General features: G+C 66.6%; 21 protein-coding genes. 9 read left to right on the forward strand and 12 right to left on the reverse strand.

Features of this window, described 5'->3' with window-relative positions:
* The first annotated feature begins 139 nt into the window (after positions 1–139).
* Positions 140–1,126: an ABC transporter substrate-binding protein gene (locus tag KIK15_RS01725; RefSeq protein ID WP_307851691.1), complete on the forward strand. Its 987-nt coding sequence runs from the start codon at positions 140–142 to the stop codon at positions 1,124–1,126.
* Here KIK15_RS01725 and KIK15_RS18815 read toward each other — a convergent pair.
* Positions 1,104–1,265, reverse strand: a complete 162-nt coding sequence (locus KIK15_RS18815) for a hypothetical protein (protein ID WP_214243194.1) — start codon at positions 1,263–1,265, stop codon at positions 1,104–1,106. The genes KIK15_RS01725 and KIK15_RS18815 overlap by 23 nt on opposite strands.
* Before the next feature lie 105 nt (positions 1,266–1,370).
* Between KIK15_RS18815 and KIK15_RS01735 the strand changes: the two genes are divergently transcribed.
* Complete coding sequence (locus KIK15_RS01735; protein ID WP_214242433.1) at positions 1,371–1,862, forward strand: carbonic anhydrase; 492 nt, start codon at positions 1,371–1,373, stop codon at positions 1,860–1,862.
* A gap of 101 nt (positions 1,863–1,963) precedes the next feature.
* On the opposite strand, the gene nrdF is transcribed toward KIK15_RS01735, so the two are convergent.
* On the reverse strand, positions 1,964–2,968 hold the full coding sequence (gene nrdF, locus KIK15_RS01740; protein WP_214242434.1) for a class 1b ribonucleoside-diphosphate reductase subunit beta: 1,005 nt from the start codon (positions 2,966–2,968) through the stop codon (positions 1,964–1,966).
* Positions 2,969–3,184: 216 nt separating this feature from the next.
* On the opposite strand from nrdF, the gene KIK15_RS01745 reads away from it, so the two are divergent.
* Together KIK15_RS01745 and KIK15_RS01750 are read left to right on the forward strand one after the other, a co-directional pair.
* Positions 3,185–4,105, forward strand: coding sequence for an SPFH domain-containing protein (locus tag KIK15_RS01745; RefSeq protein WP_250323886.1), 921 nt, complete (start codon positions 3,185–3,187; stop codon positions 4,103–4,105).
* A 3-nt stretch (positions 4,106–4,108) separates the two neighbouring features.
* Positions 4,109–4,315 carry a hypothetical protein gene (locus KIK15_RS01750; RefSeq protein ID WP_214242435.1) on the forward strand — a complete coding sequence of 69 codons (207 nt, stop codon included), beginning with the start codon at positions 4,109–4,111 and terminating at the stop codon, positions 4,313–4,315.
* Positions 4,316–4,339: 24 nt separating this feature from the next.
* Here KIK15_RS01750 and KIK15_RS01755 read toward each other — a convergent pair whose 3' ends face one another.
* The 5 genes from KIK15_RS01755 to KIK15_RS01775 all read right to left on the reverse strand — a co-directional run bounded on the left by KIK15_RS01755 (position 4,340) and on the right by KIK15_RS01775 (position 9,510).
* Positions 4,340–5,368, reverse strand: a complete 1,029-nt coding sequence (locus KIK15_RS01755; RefSeq protein ID WP_214242436.1) for a type IV toxin-antitoxin system AbiEi family antitoxin domain-containing protein — start codon at positions 5,366–5,368, stop codon at positions 4,340–4,342.
* Positions 5,369–5,489: 121 nt separating this feature from the next.
* Positions 5,490–7,694 (reverse strand): class 1b ribonucleoside-diphosphate reductase subunit alpha, encoded by a 2,205-nt coding sequence (gene nrdE, locus KIK15_RS01760; RefSeq protein ID WP_214242437.1) that lies wholly within the window; start codon positions 7,692–7,694, stop codon positions 5,490–5,492.
* Between the two features lie 51 nt (positions 7,695–7,745).
* Positions 7,746–8,219 carry a class Ib ribonucleoside-diphosphate reductase assembly flavoprotein NrdI gene (nrdI, locus tag KIK15_RS01765; protein WP_214242438.1) on the reverse strand — a complete coding sequence of 158 codons (474 nt, stop codon included), beginning with the start codon at positions 8,217–8,219 and terminating at the stop codon, positions 7,746–7,748.
* Positions 8,220–8,269: 50 nt separating this feature from the next.
* Complete coding sequence (locus KIK15_RS01770; RefSeq protein ID WP_214242439.1) at positions 8,270–8,503, reverse strand: redoxin NrdH; 234 nt, start codon at positions 8,501–8,503, stop codon at positions 8,270–8,272.
* Positions 8,504–8,961: 458 nt separating this feature from the next.
* On the reverse strand, positions 8,962–9,510 hold the full coding sequence (locus tag KIK15_RS01775) for an NAD(P)H-dependent oxidoreductase (RefSeq protein WP_214242440.1): 549 nt from the start codon (positions 9,508–9,510) through the stop codon (positions 8,962–8,964).
* A 119-nt stretch (positions 9,511–9,629) separates the two neighbouring features.
* Between KIK15_RS01775 and KIK15_RS01780 the strand changes: the two genes are divergently transcribed.
* Positions 9,630–10,334: a TetR/AcrR family transcriptional regulator gene (locus KIK15_RS01780; protein ID WP_214242441.1), complete on the forward strand. Its 705-nt coding sequence runs from the start codon at positions 9,630–9,632 to the stop codon at positions 10,332–10,334.
* On the opposite strand, the gene manA is transcribed toward KIK15_RS01780, so the two are convergent.
* The 4 genes from manA to KIK15_RS01800 all read right to left on the reverse strand — a co-directional run bounded on the left by manA (position 10,317) and on the right by KIK15_RS01800 (position 14,663).
* Positions 10,317–11,579: a mannose-6-phosphate isomerase, class I gene (gene manA / locus KIK15_RS01785; protein WP_214242442.1), complete on the reverse strand. Its 1,263-nt coding sequence runs from the start codon at positions 11,577–11,579 to the stop codon at positions 10,317–10,319. The two genes, KIK15_RS01780 and manA, sit on opposite strands and share 18 nt — an antisense overlap.
* Positions 11,576–12,676 carry a hypothetical protein gene (locus KIK15_RS01790; protein WP_214242443.1) on the reverse strand — a complete coding sequence of 367 codons (1,101 nt, stop codon included), beginning with the start codon at positions 12,674–12,676 and terminating at the stop codon, positions 11,576–11,578. The genes manA and KIK15_RS01790 overlap by 4 nt, the downstream gene beginning before the upstream one ends.
* Before the next feature lie 19 nt (positions 12,677–12,695).
* Positions 12,696–14,084 (reverse strand): phosphomannomutase/phosphoglucomutase, encoded by a 1,389-nt coding sequence (locus KIK15_RS01795; RefSeq protein WP_214242444.1) that lies wholly within the window; start codon positions 14,082–14,084, stop codon positions 12,696–12,698.
* 162 nt (positions 14,085–14,246) lie between these two features.
* Positions 14,247–14,663: a DUF3499 domain-containing protein gene (locus KIK15_RS01800; RefSeq protein ID WP_214242445.1), complete on the reverse strand. Its 417-nt coding sequence runs from the start codon at positions 14,661–14,663 to the stop codon at positions 14,247–14,249.
* Positions 14,664–14,759: 96 nt separating this feature from the next.
* Between KIK15_RS01800 and KIK15_RS01805 the strand changes: the two genes are divergently transcribed.
* Positions 14,760–15,260, forward strand: a complete 501-nt coding sequence (locus KIK15_RS01805; RefSeq protein WP_214242446.1) for a metallopeptidase family protein — start codon at positions 14,760–14,762, stop codon at positions 15,258–15,260.
* Between the two features lie 67 nt (positions 15,261–15,327).
* Here KIK15_RS01805 and KIK15_RS01810 read toward each other — a convergent pair whose 3' ends face one another.
* Positions 15,328–15,657, reverse strand: coding sequence for a WhiB family transcriptional regulator (locus tag KIK15_RS01810; RefSeq protein ID WP_250323887.1), 330 nt, complete (start codon positions 15,655–15,657; stop codon positions 15,328–15,330).
* A 402-nt stretch (positions 15,658–16,059) separates the two neighbouring features.
* Between KIK15_RS01810 and KIK15_RS01815 the strand changes: the two genes are divergently transcribed.
* Genes KIK15_RS01815 through KIK15_RS01825 form a run of 3 tightly spaced genes read left to right on the forward strand, consistent with a single transcriptional unit; the run spans position 16,060 to position 19,114 of the window.
* Positions 16,060–17,133, forward strand: a complete 1,074-nt coding sequence (locus KIK15_RS01815) for a 2-phospho-L-lactate transferase (protein ID WP_214242447.1) — start codon at positions 16,060–16,062, stop codon at positions 17,131–17,133.
* On the forward strand, positions 17,130–18,539 hold the full coding sequence (locus tag KIK15_RS01820; RefSeq protein WP_214242448.1) for a coenzyme F420-0:L-glutamate ligase: 1,410 nt from the start codon (positions 17,130–17,132) through the stop codon (positions 18,537–18,539). The genes KIK15_RS01815 and KIK15_RS01820 overlap by 4 nt, the downstream gene beginning before the upstream one ends.
* Positions 18,536–19,114, forward strand: a complete 579-nt coding sequence (locus KIK15_RS01825; protein WP_250323888.1) for an NUDIX hydrolase — start codon at positions 18,536–18,538, stop codon at positions 19,112–19,114. The genes KIK15_RS01820 and KIK15_RS01825 overlap by 4 nt, the downstream gene beginning before the upstream one ends.
* The last annotated feature ends 13 nt before the right edge of the window (positions 19,115–19,127 follow it).

Here is a 19,127-nt window from a genome sequence, read left to right on the forward strand (position 1 = left end):
CTAGAAGGTGCTCGGGTGAGCAGCGCTCGACCCCGCATTCACGGTGCTAGCGTGGGCGAGTCGCGGCGCCGGTCGGCCCCGTGTCGTCGCCCGACAGTCACGCCTGGTCCACGGTGTGCACGACCCTCGAGGAGCATCGGTGAGATTTGTGTCCCGACGGCGCCGACGACCGCTGTTCGCCATCACTGCCGCGGCGATCGCCGCATCGATGCTGTCCGCGTGCGGGGACTCCCAGAGCCCTCCAGGCGAGGGAACTGTGATCACCACGACCACCAAGATCGGCCCCGCCAACCTGGTGGCACCCGAACGCAACTTCGACCGGGCCTGCGGTGCGCCGTCTGTTGCCGATCCGGGCCGGCCCGACGTCGATCGCATCGCCGTCACCGATCCGGCCCTGCTGGACCCGATCTGCGCGCTCGGGATCGCGCCGCGGGTGGTGGCGGTGGCTGCTGCGACGGGATCGATCGCCCGCAATCTGGGTCGTGCGGTCACCTCGCTTCCCACCATCGGCGTCTCCCCCACCCCGGCTGCGGCTCGGGCCGCACGCGCTCAGGTCGTGCTCGGTTACGACGCGGCGCGGACCGCGGTCTTCGGTGGACGGTCGGTGATCATCGATCGCCGGGCGCGATGGCAGGACCAGTTCCAGGCCGTGGCCGACGCACTGGGCCGCGGCGACGAGGGCAAGAAGCGGCTGGCCACCTTCGCGGAACTGGCCCGCACGACCGGGCTGCGCATCGACGCCGCCCACAGCCAGGTGGGCCTCGTCCGGTTTGGGGAGAACGACGAGACCATCGAGGGCACGGGTTCGTTCGCGGGCTCCATCCTGGCTGCGGTCGGGGTGCAGCGACCGGCCTCGCAGCGTCAACCCGGCCCGGTCGCAGTCACCGAGGGCAACTTCACCGACGCCGACGCGGACCTGATCTATGTCAGCTTTCGGTCCGCAGCGGCGCAAAAGCACGGCGTCTCGGTGATGAAGAGCGATCGCTGGCGCGACATGGGCGCTCCCAGCTGGAATCGAGTCCTCGTCGTCGATGACGACATCTGGTACGGCACCGGCGGTTTGGCGGCAGCAGCAGTTGTGCTCGGTGACATCGGCACATCGCTCAACAGTTTCTCGACCAGCTAGCCGCGGCGCCGGACCACCCGCAACACCTCGCGGACGGTGAGCGGGGCCCACCCTGCGATTCTCGCTCGCAGTGGTCCAGCACGTCCTGCGCATCGACGTAGGAACGTTCGCGTAGCGCCCAGCCGATTGCCTTGGTGATGAAGAACTCTCGTCGACATCGCGGGTCGTCGAGACACGTCGGGCACTTGAACCCCTGCTGAGCTCAACCATGTCCCGGGTCGCATGCATGCATCACCATTCGTGCATGACCGTCACCGATGACCTGCTGAAGAACAACGAGAAGTACGCCGCCACGTTCTCCGGACCTCTGCCACTGCCACCGAGCAAGCAGCTGGCCGTGGTCGCATGCATGGACGCCCGACTCAACGTCTACGACATCCTTGGCCTCAACGACGGTGAGGCGCATGTGATCCGCAACGCCGGCGGTGTGGTCACCGACGACGAGATCCGGTCGCTGGCCATCTCGCAACGACTGTTGGGCACCACCGAGATCATCCTCATCCATCACACCGACTGCGGGATGCTCACCTTCACCGACGACGAGTTCAAGCGCGGTATCCAGGACGAGATCGGCGTGAAGCCGACGTGGTCACCGGAGTCGTTCCCCGATCTCGATGAGGACGTCAAGCAATCCCTCGCCCGCATCACCAACAGCCCCTTCGTCACCAAGACCACCTCGCTGCGTGGCTTCGTGTTCGATGTGGCCACCGGCAAACTCCACGAGGTCAGGCGCTAGTCGCCGACCTCCGCGTGCCGCAACACGCTCCGTTCATGACGAGGCCCTCCGCTGGTGAGCGGAGGGCCTTGTCATGAGCTGGAGCGTGTTGCGGGGGGACGCTAGAAGTCCCAGTCGTCGTCTTCGGTGTTGACGGCCTTTCCGATGACGTAGGAGCTGCCCGATCCGGAGAAGAAGTCGTGGTTCTCGTCGGCGTTGGGTGAAAGCGCCGAGAGGATGGCCGGGTTCACGCCGGTCTCGTCACGCGGGAACATCGCCTCGTAGCCCAGGTTCATCAGGGCCTTGTTGGCGTTGTAGCGCAGGAACTTCTTGACGTCTTCGGTCAGACCGACCTCGTCGTAGAGGGTCTCGGTGTAGTCGGTCTCGTTGTCGTACAGCTCGAAGAGCAGCTCGAAGGTGTAGTCCTTGAGCTCTTGGCGGCGCTCGGGGCTGCACACCTCCAGTGCGCGCTGATACTTGTAGCCGATGTAGTACCCGTGGACGGCCTCGTCGCGGATGATCAAACGGATGAGATCGGCTGTGTTGGTGAGCTTTGCGCGGCTCGACCAGTACATCGGCAGATAGAAGCCCGAGTAGAACAGGAACGACTCGAGCAGCGTCGAGGCGACCTTGCGCTTGAGCGGGTCATCGCCACGGTAGTAGTCCATGACTATGTTGGCCTTGCGCTGCACGTTGACGTTCTCCTCCGACCAGCGGAACGCCTCGTCGATGTCCTTGGTGGAGCACAGCGTGGAGAAGATCGAGCTGTAGCTCTTGGCGTGCACCGACTCCATGAACGCGATGTTGGTGAGCACCGCCTCCTCGTGCGGGGTGGCCGCATCGGGGATCAGCGACACCGCACCGACGGTGCCCTGGATGGTGTCGAGCAGCGTCAGACCGGTGAACACCCGCATCGTGAGTGTCTTCTCGACCTCGGTGAGCGTGCCCCACGACGGGATGTCGTTGGACACCGGCACCTTCTCGGGCAGCCAGAAGTTACCGGTCAGGCGCTCCCACACCTCGGCGTCCTTCTCGTCGGGCACGCGGTTCCAGTTGATGGCCGAGACACGGCTGACCAACTTGATGGGTGCGCCGTCGGCGGGCGAGTGGCTTTCAGTGGTGGTCATCGCATCTCACCTTTGATCGGGGGTGTGTGACGGGAGCGTCGCGGCCGATTTTCACGTCGTCGAACGCTGCCGTGGGGTGCTGCAAACACTACTCGTTGTGCCTGACATATCGATGGAACACAAGAAGCTGTGTCGCGGCGCGTCTTGATCAGTAATGTGATATCACTTTGATATGACTCCGGTCGCGGAGTCTTGTCCCACCCGAAAGGACTCGCCATGACCACCACCGCGCCGGCCGAGCTCGACGCACCCGTCACGTTCCCGTCGCCCGACATCGACGAACACCCCGGCTGGGACAAGTCGGGGTGGGCGATGTTCGGCGTCGGACTCGGCCTGCTCGCTGTGGGTGGCGCCGGGTTGGCCACGGGTGTCGCGACACACTCGGTGTGGCTGGGCATCGTCGGCGGCATCGGCATCGCCATCGCTGTGCTCGTGTTGGCGGGCCTGACGATGGTCCAACCGAATGAAGCCCGGGTGCTGCAACTGCTCGGCAGTTCCTACAGCGGCACCCTGCGAACGCCTGGACTGCGCTGGACCAATCCGCTCACCTCTCGGCGCGCCATCTCCACTCGTCTACGCAACATGGAGACCGGCTTGTCGAAAGTCAATGACGCCGACGGCAATCCGATCGAGATCTCGGCGGTGGTCGTGTGGAAGGTGGCCGACACCGCACTGGCCACCTTCGGCGTCGACGACTACGAGGAGTTCGTCGCCGTACAGACCGAATCGGCGGTCCGCCACATCGCCGGTAGCTACCCCTATGACGCACAGGATCGGATGTCGTTGCGCGAGAACGCCGATGAGATCACTGCGGCCATGAGCGAGCAGGTTCAGGCGCGGGTACAGGCGGCCGGGGTCGACGTCATCGAGACGCGTATCAATCGGCTCGCCTATGCCCCCGAGATCGCCCAGGCGATGCTGCGCCGCCAACAGGCCGGCGCGGTGATCGCTGCGCGCCAGCAGATCGTGGAAGGGGCCGTCGGCATGGTGGACATGGCTTTGCAACGCCTCGACGAGCGTCAGGTCGTGGAACTCGACGAGGAACGCAAGGCTGCGATGGTGTCGAACCTGCTTGTGGTGTTGTGCGGCGACCGCGACACCCAGCCAGTCCTCAACACCGGCTCGCTTTATCAATAGCTGATGGCGGAACGAAAACAGCTCCTCCTACGCCTCGACCCAGCGGTCCACGATGCGCTCGCCCGCTGGGCGGCCGACGAATTGCGCAGCACCAACGCCCAGATCGAGTTCCTGCTGCGCCGCGCACTCGCCGATGCCAACCGTATGCCCAAGGACGCCAACGCTATCCGAAAGCCGGGCCGCCCCAGGCTGCCCCCAGCCCGTGAGTGAATGTGGACGGCCGGCCCTCCACATTCACTCACGGGCACAGGGGTGCATCGAGCCGGTCCAGCCCTCCCTACGGAGCACCTGCGCCACGTCACGCGCGACGGCACACGGATCGGAATCGACATCCTGCCAGCCGAAGACGAGGCGTGGGCGGTCGGCGAGTTCGGCAGCGTTGTCGCGCCGCCGATCACGGAAGACAACACCAGCCGACGAGTGGAACTGTTGGCCATCGAGCCGAACGATCAGCGGCACACCATGCGGGGTGTAGTCGACGTCCTCGTACAACGTGCGACCGTCCACCGCGACTGGGCTCTGCTTCTTTCCCGACGGCAACCCGTGCGCAAGTTCCACATCGAGGACGTAGCGGAGTTCGAGTACGGACTGCACACCGTCGGCGACCCATTGCACGGCGTCGTCAATCTGCTTGCGGTACCGAAACGGGGGTCGCTTCTCGATCCGGTCGCGAATGTCATGAAGCGACACCCTGCGTGAGGTCAGCGAACCCACCAGGCTGGTCATCGCTGCCCGCGGTGTATCCGCTGCGGTAGCTATGTCCAGCGCAGTGTCGGCCAACGACGTTCGCGGCAACACACTCGCATGAACGATGTGGTTCATGGCCCGTGACCGATGGACAGCGACGCCCGGATGGATCACTTCACCCACACCGCTGACCGGATGGCCGCCATGAACAGCTGCGGAGAGTGTGGTGGGTTCGGCGTTCACGGCCGACCGACCGTAGGGAACCGTGATGTGGATCGGATCCGACATCGCCACTCGCCCGTCTACGCGCGTCAGCCCCCACTCCTCTGCGGCGGTGTCGTGGCTCAGTACCGAACTCGAACCCCCGTACAGGAGAGCCGCTCGAAGCAGTCGACCACGAGTGAGTGGGCCGGCCGACGCCGAATACACCCCGTGCAGAACGCGAACCCATCGGCCGGTGTCGATGTGATGGCGAACTCTCGACCACGGGTAGCCCAGTGGTGCGACCTGCTTCTGGGTGAACAGACCGTCCTGGTCATCGAGCAACCGGACCAACCGTGCGTTTCGCGCATCCATGCCGAGCGATTCTGCGACACGACAACGACCAGAACCGCCTGGAGCAACGAGTTATCCACAGACCCGTGCGCGCTTTTGGAGGGCGGACCCTCCAAAAGCACTCACGGGCGGCGAAGCCGCATCACAGCATGCACGAGACGCAGCCTTCGACCTCGGTGCCCTCGAGAGCCAGCTGGCGCAGGCGGATGTAGTACAGCGTCTTGATGCCCTTGCGCCATGCGTAGATCTGGGCCTTGTTGACGTCGCGGGTGGTGGCGGTGTCCTTGAAGAACAGGGTGAGGCTCAGGCCCTGATCGACGTGCTGCGTGGCCGCGGCATAGGTGTCGATGATCTTCTCGAACCCGATCTCATAGGCGTCCTGGTAGTAGTCCAGGTTCTCGTTGGTCATGTACGGCGCCGGGTAATAGACACGCCCGATCTTGCCTTCCTTGCGGATCTCGATCTTCGCGGCCACCGGGTGGATCGAGCTGGTCGAGTGGTTGATGTAGCTGATCGACCCAGTCGGCGGCACCGCCTGCAGGTTCTGGTTGTAGATGCCGTGTTCACGCACCGATGCCCGCAGCTCGCGCCAGTCGGCCTGCGTGGGGATGTGCACGCCAGCCTGCTCGAAAAGCTCACGCACACGGTCGGTCTCGGGCTCCCAAGCACGATCGGTGTACTTGTCGAAGAACTCCCCGCTGGCGTACTTCGACTTCTCGAACCCCGCGAACGCGCGACCCCGCTCCCGAGCGATCGCATTCGACGCCCGCAGTGCGTGGTAGAGCACCGTGTAGAAGTAGATGTTCGTGAAGTCGATGCCCTCGTCGCTGCCGTAGTAGATGAGCTCACGCGCAAGGTACCCGTGCAAATTCATCTGCCCCAGCCCGATGGCGTGGGAATCGTTGTTGCCCTTCTCGATCGAGGGCACTGAGGTGATCGCGGTCTGATCACTCACCGCGGTCAGGCCACGGATCGCGATCTCGATCGACCTGCCGAAATCGGGTGAGTCCATGGTCTTGGCTATGTTGAGCGACCCCAGGTTGCATGAGATGTCCTTGCCGACATGCGAATACGACAGATCATCGTTGAACGTCGACGGCGTGGACACCTGCAGGATCTCCGAGCAGAGGTTGGAGTGGGTGATCTTGCCGTCGATCGGGTTGGCCCGGTTCACCGTGTCCTCGAACATGATGTAGGGGTACCCCGACTCGAACTGTAGCTCGGCCAGAGTCTGGAAGAATTCGCGAGCCTTGATCTTGGTCTTGCGAATCCGCTTGTCCTCCACCATCTCGTGGTACTTGTCGGACACGTTCACATCGGCGAAGGGCACGCCGTACACGCGCTCCACGTCGTAGGGCGAGAACAGATACATGTCGTCGTTGCGCTTGGCCAGCTCGAAGGTGATGTCAGGGATGACCACCCCCAGCGACAGGGTCTTGATGCGGATCTTCTCATCGGCGTTCTCACGCTTGGTGTCGAGGAAGCGATAGATGTCAGGGTGGTGCGCGTGCAGGTACACCGCACCGGCACCCTGACGGGCACCGAGCTGGTTGGCGTAGGAGAACGAGTCCTCGAGTAGCTTCATGATCGGGATGACACCGGAGGACTGGTTCTCGATCTTCTTGATCGGCGCGCCGTGCTCGCGAATGTTGCTCAGCAGCAACGCGACTCCGCCGCCACGCTTGGACAGCTGCAGCGCGGAGTTGATGGAGCGGCCGATCGACTCCATGTTGTCCTCGATGCGCAGCAGGAAGCACGACACCGGCTCGCCGCGCTGCTTCTTGCCCGAGTTCAAGAACGTGGGGGTGGCCGGCTGGAAGCGACCCGAGATGATCTCGTCGACCAACGCCCGTGCCAACTCGGTGTCGCCGTCGGCCAGGGTCAGCGAGACCATGCAGACGCGATCCTCGAAGCGCTCGAGGTAACGCTTGCCGTCGAACGTCTTCAACGTGTACGAGGTGTAGTACTTGAACGCCCCGAGGAAGGTCGGAAACCGGAACTTCTTCGAATACGCGTATCCGAACAGCTCTTTGACGAAGTCGCGGTCGTAGCGGTCGAGGACCTCGGACTCGTAGTAGTTCTCTTCCACGAGGTAGTCCAGCTTCTCGTCGAGGTCGTGGAAGAACACCGTGTTCTGGTTGACGTGCTGCAAGAAGTACTGGTTGGCCGCCTCGCGATCCTTCTCGAACTGGATCTTGCCGTCGGCGTCGTAGAGATTGAGCATGGCGTTGAGCGCGTGGAAGTCCAGCTCGCCCGGATCGTGGCCGGCCGGGCTGGGGTGCGCGCCGGAGACACTCGCCGACACCTCGGTGGTCGACGCTTCGATGGGGGTGACAGTTGGCGACACGGGGACTCCTGGGTGGTGGGGCGCGGCGAAAAGAGGGGAAGTGGTTGGGGCTCAGCAGCTCACGGCGTGCGCCGCAGCGAACTGGGCCAACCCGCGGCGAACACGGTCGACGTCGTCGGCGGTTCCCATCAACTCGAAGCGGTACAGGTAGGGGACCTGGCACTTCGCGGCGATGACGTCACCGGCGTGGGCGAACTCGGCTCCGAAGTTGGTGTTGCCCGCAGCGATGACGCCGCGTAGCAACGAGCGGTTGTCGGGGTTGTTGAGGAACTTGATCACCTGCTTGGGAACGAACCCACCGTTGGCGTGGATGGGGTCGTTGCCGGCTTCCGACGGCTTGCCGCCGCCATAGGTGGGGGTGATCAACACGAACGGCTCGTCGACGGTGAACCCGTCGACGCCTCCGTCGCGATGTGTCACCGGGATCCGCACCGCAGGCAGGTCGAGTTTGCGTACGAAGCGGTGGGTGTTCTCGGAGATGCTCGAGAAGTAGACGATCAGTGGCGCCTGCACCGGTGTGGTCATCGTGGCCGCCTCCGTTCGTCGGTCGGTGGAGTGGAGAGGATCGGGATCGATCAGGCGGCTGCGGTGGCGAGTGCCTTGATGCGGTCGGGGCGGAAACCCGACCAGTGATCGTCACCGACCACGACAACCGGCGCCTGCAGATAACCCAGGGCCATCACATAGTCGCGCGCCTCGTCGTCCAGGCTGATGTCTACGACGTCGTAGTCCAAACCCTGCTTGTCGAGGGCTTTGTAGGTGGCGTTGCACTGCACGCAGGCGGGCTTGGTGTAGACGGTGATGCTCATCGAAGACTCCTCGGGTGGTGCGCGATCACGGCGGTGATCTCAGGTGGCGAACGACGGCCCCGAGCAGATGCCCGAGGGTCGATCCGGTGTCCCGACACCCCACCTCTCAGACCGTCTCGATGTCGATCGGCGTCTTCCCCGGCGCCGTTCTCGAAGCGGTCCGGCGTGGCCTTGCCGGTTCGCAAAACACTACACCTAGTGTCTGACATCTGTCAGCAACACAAGGGGTTGCGAATCACATTCATGAAAGTCGCTGGTCGCGGGTGTGCAGACGAGTCCGACCCGGCGTGTCACCGCTCACAAACGCACCGCTGCGTCACGGGTACCGACCACAACCGAGGCTCACACCACCAGTCCACCCGGAGACCAGCTCACCCGGAGACGACGAACGGCGCCGCCCCGGTTCCGGGACGACGCCGCCGCGTGCGGTCATGCGACCTCGATGTGCCGCTTCGAGCTCACTGCTTGGTCGCGGCCACCAGATCGGCCACGACGCCGCGGACCGAGTCGACGACCTCGGGGACCTCGGCCACCGGGCGTCCGTCCAGACTCGAGATCGGCAACCCGAACTCGATGCCCTCGACGACGCGGGATCCGGCCACGCCCAGCGAGCGGCGGGCGTCGTCCTGCGACCACTTGCCGCCGTACTGACCCAGCGCAGCACCGATGACAGCGGCGGGCTTGTCCTTGAGGGCGCCGGCGCCATATGGCCGCGAGGCCCAGTCGATGATGTTCTTGATGGTCGCCGGGATGGTGCCGTTGTATTCCGGGGTGACGATGAGAACTGCGTCAGCCGCGTCGAGCTGCGCCCGGACCGACTTCACCTGGGAGTCGCCCGGTTCGATGTCGAGTTCCTCGCTGTAGAACGGCAGCTCGTGCAGGCCCTCGATCACCGAGACGGTGGTCGACTCGGGTGCCACGGAGGCGGCCAGCTGGGCGAGTTCGGCGTTGATCGAATCCTTGCGCAGGCTGCCCACCAGGACGGCAACGGTGGTCGTGTCGCTCATGAATGCTCCTCAGGTGTACCGGCAACGTCGACGTGACGTCGATGGATGGTGTTCACGAGGGCACAAACGGACCAGGGTCCAGATCTATTCCCACCTCTGCGGCCCGATACGCTGCCTGCATGCATGAGAGTGGGGACACACCGCGATGTCCGGCGTCGACGCCGGTTTCGACGGCGACGCCCACGCCGCCGTTGGTCTCACTGTCGGTGGGGCCTGCGCACCCCGCTGCCGCTGCCGCTGACACGGGCCGCTCAGACGCCGCCCGCAACCGCGCCCTGCTCCTACTCGCCGCCCAACGACTGATCGACGCTCGCGGAGCGGCCGCGGTCACCATGGACGAGGTGGCCCGCGAAGCGGGGGTCGGAAAAGGCACGGTCTTTCGCCGGTTCGGCAGCCGCGCCGGGCTGATGATGGCCCTGCTCGACCACTCCGAGACCGAGTTGCAGCGGTCCTTCATGAGCGGGCCGCCGCCGTTGGGACCCGGTGCTGCGCCCACCGAACGTCTACTCGCCTACGGGCGCGCACGCCTGGCGATGGTCTACGCCCACCTCGACGTCCTGATGGAGGCAGACGACGCGGCCGGTCGCCACCGACTGACACACCCGGCTCGGGCTGTCGCGGGCATACACGTGCGAAATCTGTTGTCCGAGCTGGGATTCACGGAGAACGTCACCGTGGCGACCATGGCGGTGCTGGGCCCGTTGGAGGCGACTGCAGTGCACCACCTGCTCCACCACGAGCGGCTCACCCTGGCCCAGATCACCCACCAGTGGGAACTGCTGGTGCACACCCTGTGCGACCAGGGCTCAGCCCTGGACCGGTGAGGTCACCGGCACGACAGAGCGGAAGAACACCGCAGACGTCGACGCCGCCCGCACCACCACGTCCGGATCGGAATCGGCCAGCCAGATCGAGGCTCCGGCAGCGACGGAGGTGGGTCGACCACCGTCGGCTCGCCGCACCTCGACCGTCCCACTGATCACGGTGAGGATCTGTGGCCCCGGCGCATCCAGCGAGATCGACGACGCTCGATGGATCCCGGTGCCGTCGAGCTCGACACGCGACAACCGGAACTCGTGTGCGGGCGTGGTGAAGATCCGCTCCGCGCCCAATGTACGAACCGAGGGCAACAGCTGCTCACGGCTGCTGGGGGTGAAATCGAGCACCGCGAGCAGCTCGGGGACATCGATGTGCTTGGGGGTGAGGCCGCCGCGTAACACGTTGTCCGAGTTGGCCATCACCTCCACCGCCACTCCCCGTAGGTAGGCGTGCAGGTTGCCCGCACCCAGGTAGAGACCCTCCCCCGGGGTGAGCCGGATCCGGTTGAGCAGCAGCACCGTCAGCACACCCGGATCCAACGGGTAGGCCTCGCCGAGTTCCAGGACCGTCTGCAGCTCGGGAGCGAAGCGGCGATCCTCGCGACCGAGGTAGGCGATGGCACCGTCGAGAACCGCCGGGACCAACGTGTGCAGGACCGCCTCGGGCAGGGTGATCCAGGTGGTGAACAGGGCTCGCAGCCCGTCTGAATCCGGTTGTCCGGCAAGCAGTCCAAGGTAGGTGTCAAGTTCGGGAACGGCCAGTGCGCGCAACAGGTCGACGGTGGCGACCGGATCCCGAAAGCCGGCCAGCGCATCGAACTCAGTCAGGGCGACCACCAGCTCGGGCTTGCTCGACGGATCCCGATAGTTGCGGTGCGCGGCGTCGATCGGGATCCCGGCCGCGTTCTCCTTCGCGAACCCGATGCGCGCCTGCTCAGAGCTCGGATGTGCCTGCAACGACAGCGGCTCGTCGGCAGCGAGCACCTTGAGCAGAAACGGCAGCCGGTTGTCGTAGCGTCGGGCGCAGTCGGCACCGAGCTGACCGACCGGATCGGCGTCGATCACCGCCAACAGATCGGTCTGCGCTTCGTCTGCGGTCTCGTCGACGCATCGAGCAGGCGCGGCCGGGTGCGCCCCGAACCACAGTTCGGCCTCGGGATGGGTTGATGGCGTGGGCAATCCACGCAATTCCGACAGCGCGGTACGTGAGCCCCACGCATACGGACGAACGATCCCCTCGAGCAGCCTCATCCGGAGGTGCCGATGAGCCGCAGGTAGACCGCGGCGAGTTCGATGCGCAAGGCCACCACCAACAAGGAGGCAAGATCTGCCGGCGAATCGACCGGCTCGGCCACCGTGTCCACCCCTCGCCCGGGTTCATCAACCGGTGTCGCGGTGAGCAGATCGGCGTCGGCCAGCGTCGACATCCGCCGACGTGCAACCCACTCCCAGGCACTCGACGACACCACCTGCACGCGGGTCGGCAGCGTGAGAGCGCCGTCGATCTCCGGGTCGTGAAAGATGGATTCGACTGCCGTCGAACGCATCTCGGGCACCGCCACCGACGCCATCATCGCCTCCGAGAGCGAACCCCCGACTGCGCTGACCCCGGCGATCGCGTAGAACGTGCGCGCCGCGTGCTCGGCCACGACGGTCGCCGCAGGGGTGTCACCCGCCCACGCGGTCGAACGATCGGCCACCCGGGTGGCCAGCGCTTTGGCGGCGTTGTGGAACATCTCGTGACCCGGGTGGTTACGGGCGGCCTCCTCGTCGAGCAGATCGGCCAGCTCGGACAGCTCCGGCACACCCGACGCGGTCCGCACGTGACGCAGCGCGGTGAGTACCGCCAGCAGCGCCACCACGTGTCCGATGAACCGGAACTCACCCGGGACCGGCACCCGCGGCGAGAGATCAAGCGCCGCACCGGAAGCCGCATCAGCCAGCGGCCCCTCCAGTGGGACGTCGACGACCAGCTCGGCACGCCGACGCGCGGCCCGGGCCGCCGCGTCGGCCAGCACCCGTTCGCCGGCGTCGTCGCCGGTCACCACCACCACATCCAGTGGTCCCACCCAACCGGGAAGGGTGGACGCGGTGACGATCGGCACGTCTACCCACGGCGCCATCACCGCGGACACCAGCTGAGCCGCCCGCGACGCCGTGCCCCGCCCGGCCACGACAACCACGGCGCGAGGTCGCAAACGCGCCAGCGGGGCCAACACGTCTTCACGCACCGCCTCACCGATCGCCCGGACCTGCGCACCGGCCAGCGCGGCAAGCCGGAGACGTCCGTCGACGTCGGCCGCCTGTAGGCCCGCGAGATCATCGAGATCGGGTGTTCCGGTCAGCATGGTTGCCAGGGTATCGACCTCAGGCCCGGACGATGGCAAGGATCCGCTCCACCAGCTCGTCGATGCGTTCGGAGGTGGCGGCTTCGGCGTTGAGCCGCAGCAGCGGTTCGGTGTTGGACGCACGTAGGTTGAACCAGGAACCGTCACCGAGGCTGACCGTGACCCCATCGAGACGATCGACCCCGACGGTCTCGGAGGCGTAGGCGTCGAGGACGTCCTGAGTGCGCGCGGCCGCGTCGGCGACGGTCGAGTTGATCTCCCCGCTGGCGTGATAGCGCTCGTATTCGGCCAGCAGTTCTGACGCGGGAGCCTCGGTCTCACCGAGTGCGGCCAGCACGTGTAGCGCGGCCAGCATGCCCGAGTCAGCACCCCAGAAGTCGCGGAAGTAGTAGTGCGCGGAGTGTTCCCCACCGAACACCGCGCCGGTGTCGGCCATCCGTTGTTTGATGAACGAGTGGCCCACCCGCGTACGAACCGGTGTGCCGCCCAGTTCGGTGATCAGCTCCGGCACCGCCCGCGAGGTGATCAGGTTGTGGATGATGGCTGCGCCCGGGTTCTTGGCCAGCTCGCGCTGCGCCACCAGCCCGGTGACCGCCGACGGCGAGACGGGCTCGCCACGCTCGTCGACCACGAAACACCGGTCGGCGTCTCCGTCGAAGGCCAGCCCGATGTCGGCTCCGGTGTCGCGGACCAACTGCTGCAGGTCCACCAGGTTCTTCGGATCCAACGGGTTGGCCTCGTGGTTGGGAAAGGTTCCGTCGAGTTCGAAGTACAAGGGCCGCAACGTGAGTGCCGCCACCCTCCCCAGCACAGCGGGCACGGTGTGCCCACCCATACCGTTCCCGGCGTCCACCGCCACCACCAGCGGCCGGGTACCCGCCAGATTCACCAGCTCGTGCATGTAGTCGGCGTAGGCACCCAGCAGATCCTGCTCGGTGATCGATCCGGGGGCGCCGTCGTAGTTGCCGCACCCGTCGACCAACGCAGCCGAGATGGTCGCCAACCCGGTGTCCTGGCCGACCGGTTTCGCTCCGGCCCGGCACAACTTGATCCCGTTGTAGGCGGCCGGGTTGTGACTGGCGGTGAACATCGCACCTGGATGGTCGAGTCGACCCGAGGCGAAGTACAGCTGGTCGGTCGAGGCGAGTCCGATGGAGATGACGTCGAGACCGCGTTCGATGACACCGGCCGCGAACGCAGCGGACAGGGTGGGCGAGGAATCACGCATGTCGTGACCCACCACGACCGCGGTGGCGCCCTCTGCGCGCATCAAGTCCGCAAACGACCGACCGACGTCGGCGACGAAAGCCTCGTCGATCTGTTCACCCACCAAGCCCCGGACGTCATAGGCCTTGATGACCGCCGCCACAGACTCGGCGGTACGGGCAACTGCACTGGATTCGGTCACGTCAACGCTCCTGGTTTGGCCGGTGGGCGTTCATCACGTGCGCGCCAGGCGATTCGGGCGCACCGATCGACCACCGGTGATCTGGGCAAGCCTAATGCGACAGACACTCTCAGCGTGCACCGAGTGGCAACCACGCCAGCGTCGGGTGAGCCGACCCCGGCGTCAGTCGACCGGATCGGGCAGGACCCGTAGGTGCCCACGCCGACCGGGCCGTGGACGCGCCGCGGTGGCCGAGGGCAGCGTGTCCAACACCGCAGGGCTCGACGACACCGAGCGAGGCGCTTCGACCGTCCGCACCGTCCGCCGCAGCGCGCCTGCCTCACGGACGGCTTCGGCCAACGCCGTGAGATCGTCTTCGTCGGCCCGCGGTGCACTGAATCCGCCTGCGCTGCGCATCATCTCCCACCCGCGAGGCACGGTGATCCGGCTGGCGTGGTCGTGGCACAGGTCCCACGAGTGGGGTTCGTCGGCGGTCGCGAGCGGACCCACCACCGCGATCGACTCGGCATAGACGAACGTCAAGGTGGCCACCGCGGGTTCGGCGCAGCCGGGTCTGCAGCACTGTCGGGGAAGCCTCACGGTGCGAGATTAACCGTCACCAGCGGGTTCGACGGCGCGACACACCGCCGCCCGGGGCGCGTCCCCACCAGATCGGCGGGTCTACACTCAGCGCCCATGGCCAGGCCCATCCCACCGCGGCGCACTCGCGTCAGCGCGCAGCCACGCGCCGGGCGCGGGGGCAGGCGCCGTGATCGGCGGGGCCGCGGTTTGCGATCGACCCTGCTGCCACCGGGACTGCCCGCCGCCAACACCCGGGCAGAATCCTTCGATCTCGTGGTCCTCGAGGCGTTCGCCGAGATCGACGCCCGCTGGCACGAGCAGCTGCGCGACCTCGACCTCGCGGTCGACGAGATACCACGAATGCTGCCGCGCGATCCCGAGACCATCCAGTGGCCCGACGAGGTGACCGCAGACGGGGCGGTGCCGTTGGCCCGGCTGCTGCCGGCTGGGATCGACGCGACGGGTCGGCCGACCCGGGCGCGGATCGTGGTGTTCCGGCGCCCCTTGGAGAGCCGGGCAGACAAAGGGCTCGACCTGCTCGACCTGGTCCACGAAGTGCTGGTGCAGCAGGTGGCCACCCACCTCGGGCTCGACGAGGACACCATCGACCCCTAGCGCAACGGGATCCGACCGGTGACTCAGTGTCGCCCAGAAGTGAAGCGGGACAGCAGGTGTCGAGCGTTCAGACGATCCCGCGCTTGAGGCGCCGGCGTTCCCGCTCGGACAGCCCGCCCCAGATGCCGAAGCGCTCGTCCTTGTGCAGTGCGTATTCCAGGCATTCGGCTTTCACCTCGCAGCCCTGGCAGATGCGCTTGGCCTCACGGGTCGATCCACCCTTCTCGGGGAAGAACGCCTCGGGGTCGGTCTGCGCGCACAGGGCCCGCTCCTGCCAGGAGTCCTCGGTGTCGTCGAAGAGGATGTCGAAGTCGTTGGGCACCAGGCTGAGATGATTCTTCGGCGTTGCGGGCATGGGCGTGGGAAGGCCGTATGCCATCGGATTCTCGAGGGCCATCGCCGGGCCTCCTGTCTGTGGGTCGTGTCGTGTGTCAAGGGTGACGAGCGCCGACCGCCGATGGCCGCCGTGGCGCACCGCCGTCGGACGGAAAACCATGCCCCGACGATGGTTTGCCAGCATCAGTGACGGTTTCGAACGTGTGATCGATTCCGCTGGGACTCAACGCAACTCGCTCACAAACCGGTAATGACACTGATGTGATTAGACACGTACGACCGTACTGGGGTCAAGCGGAACGGGCGAATTGCATTACCACCCGCCACAGACATTTTCGTGGAGTCGACCGCCACGCGTGTCGCCCGGGCGAGTCCCGTCCCCCTCCACCCCGCAGTGGACGGGCACCGCGCGGATCGGTCGAGCCCGCCAGGCGACCCGGCGCGACCACTAGAGTGGGTCGACGTGAAGATCACCGTCCTGGTCGGAGGTGTCGGCGGAGCCCGATTCCTGCAAGGTGTCCGGCATCTGCTGGGTTCCACGCCCTTCCCCGCATCCGGGTCAGACCCGACCGAAAGCGGCAACTCGGTGACTGCTGTGGTCAACGTCGGTGACGACGCCTGGATGCACGGCGTACGCATCTGCCCCGATCTGGACACCTGCATGTACACCCTCGGCGACGGCATCGACACCGAGCGTGGGTGGGGACGGCAAGACGAGACGTGGAACGCCAAGGCCGAGCTGGCCGCCTACGGCGCCGACCCCGACTGGTTCGGCCTCGGCGACCGAGACCTGGCCACCCACCTCATCCGCACCCAGATGCTCGATGCCGGCTACCGGCTGTCCGACATCACCGCCGCGCTGTGCAAGCGGTGGCAGCCCGGTGTGCGCCTGCTACCGGTCACCGACGACCGCCACGAGACCCACGTCGTGGTCACCCGACCCACCGAGGTCGACCGGTCGGCACAGGAACCCGCCGACCCCGAGCAGGCCACGAGCGAGGGCTCAGACACCAAGGTGGCCATCCACTTCCAGGAGTGGTGGGTGCGCTACCGCGCCGGGATCACCACCCACGGATTCGCCCAGGTGGGTTCGGAAGACGCGCGCCCGGCACCCGGGGTCGTCGAGGCGATCGAGGACGCCGACGTGGTGCTGCTCGCGCCCAGCAACCCGGTCGTCAGCATCGGGGCCATCCTCAGCGTGCCAGGTATCCGGGCCGCGCTGCGGGCCACCGCGGCTCCGGTGGTCGGGGTGTCGCCGGTCATCGGCGGCGCGCCCCTGCGTGGCATGGCCGACGAGTGCCTGTCGGTGATCGGCGTCCCCACCACCGCCGAAGCCGTCGGTGCCCACTACGGCGCACGAGCCCACGCGGGCCTCCTCGACGGATGGCTCATCGCCCCCGAGGACACCGCCCACATCCCTGGCGTGGCCACGGGTTGCGCTCCGCTGCTGATGAGTTCACCCGCAGCGACCGCGCAGATGGTGCGCGATGCCTGTGCCCTGGTCGGAGTCGACACACCGGAGGTGGACAACTCGTGACAACTGCACGCGAGTCGCCCCGCGACCATGCCGTCGAGTCGCCCCGCGACCATGCCGTCGAGTCGATCACCATCGTCGCGGTGAACGGCCTGCCGCGGTTCGCCCCGGGCGACGACATCGCCGCTGCGCTCCTCGCCGCCCATCCCGACCTCCGCGACGACGACGTGGTGGTGGTCACCAGCAAGATCATCTCGAAGGTCGAAGGCCGGATGATCACCGCGCCGGATGATCCCGACGAGCGGGATGCGTTGCGCCGCAAGCTTGTCGAACAAGAGTCAGTTCGGGTGCTGGCCCGCAAGAACCGCACGCTCATCACCGAGAACGCGCTGGGCATCGTGCAGGCTGCGGCCGGGATCGACGGCTCCAACGTCGACACCGATCAGCTGGCACTGCTGCCCATCGACCCCGACGCCAGCGCCCGCGCCCTGCGTACGGCTCTGGCCGAGCAGGCGGGCGTGCAGGTGGCGGTCGTGGTCACCGACACGATGGGTCGAGCCTGGCGGAACGGTCAGATCGATGCGGCGATCGGCGCCGCCGGGATCGCGGTGTCGCACCCCTACGAGGGGGCCGTGGACCGACACGGCAACGAGCTGGTGGTCACCGACATCGCCATCGCCGACGAGATCGCCGCAGCCGCCGACCTGGTGAAGGGCAAGTTGGGCGAGACGCCGATCGCGGTGATCAGAGGCCTACGACCCCGCGACAACGGTTCGGCCGCCACCGATCTCGTCCGCGCGGGCGAGGAGGACCTGTTCTGGCTCGGTACCGCCGAGGCCATCGATCTGGGTCGGCGCCAAGCGCTGCTGACCCGACGATCGGTGCGCCGCTTCGCCACCACCCCGGTCGACCCGCAGCTGCTGACCGACGCATTCGCCGAAGCACTCACCGCACCAGCGCCCCACCACACCCACCCGGTGCGGTTCGTCTGGGTCCGCGACTCCACGCGCCGGGTACTACTGCTCGACGCCATGGCGCAACGCTGGCGCGAGCACCTACGCACCGACGGGCGGTCGGCCGATTCCATCGATCGGCGAGTGGCCCGGGGGCGATTGCTCTACGACGCACCCGAATTGGTCATCCCCATGCTCACCCTCGACGGCGCCCACGACTACCCCGACACCGAACGCGCCACCGCCGAGCACACGATGTTCACCGTCGCGGTGGGCGCCGCCGTACAGGGGCTGCTGGTGGCCCTGTCGGTGCGCGGGGTGGGTAGTTGCTGGGTGGGTTCGACCATCTTCGCCCCCCATCAGGTGACCACTCACCTCGACGTACCCGCTGACTGGGAGCCGTTGGGGGCCATCGCCATCGGCTATCCCGACGCTGATGCGGTCAGCAGCGACCGCCCCGCAGATGCATCACTGCGACCACCTGCCGACACCACGGATATGGTCCACATCCGTTGAGCGAGCAGACACTTCACGACTCGGCCGTGGCGCTGCTGTCGCAGTGGGCGGTCCCAGACATCGCCACCGACGCCATCCGGCACACGATGTTGGCGTTCCTGGCCGCGCGCCCGGACGCGTGTCTGCGGTCCTGTACACCGGGGCATCTGACGGCCTCGACGCTCGTCCTCGATCACACCCGCACCCACGCGCTGCTCACCCTGCATCCGCGGGTGGGGTCGTGGATCCAGCTCGGTGGCCACTGCGAGGAATCCGACGCCACCATCGCTGCGGCCGCCCACCGGGAAGCCGTCGAGGAGTCCGGGATCAGCCACCTGACCATGTCGGCTGATCCCGTTGCGCTGCACACACATCCGATCACCTGCTCGTTGGGAGTGCCCACCCGACACCTCGACGTGCGGTTCGTCGCCATCACCGACCCCACCCTCGACGGATCGGTGCCCCCGGTGGTGTGCAGCGACGAGTCGGTGGACCTGCGCTGGTGGCCGGTGCACGCGCTGCCTGATGACGACTGCGCGCCCGAGATGGACGTGCTGGTGCGGGCGGCGCTGCGCGCCACCGAGCCGGCCGGCTGAGGCGTCGTCGCCG

It is taken from the genome of Williamsia sp. CHRR-6, assembly GCF_018474015.1.
Lineage (GTDB): Bacteria > Actinomycetota > Actinomycetes > Mycobacteriales > Mycobacteriaceae > Williamsia_A.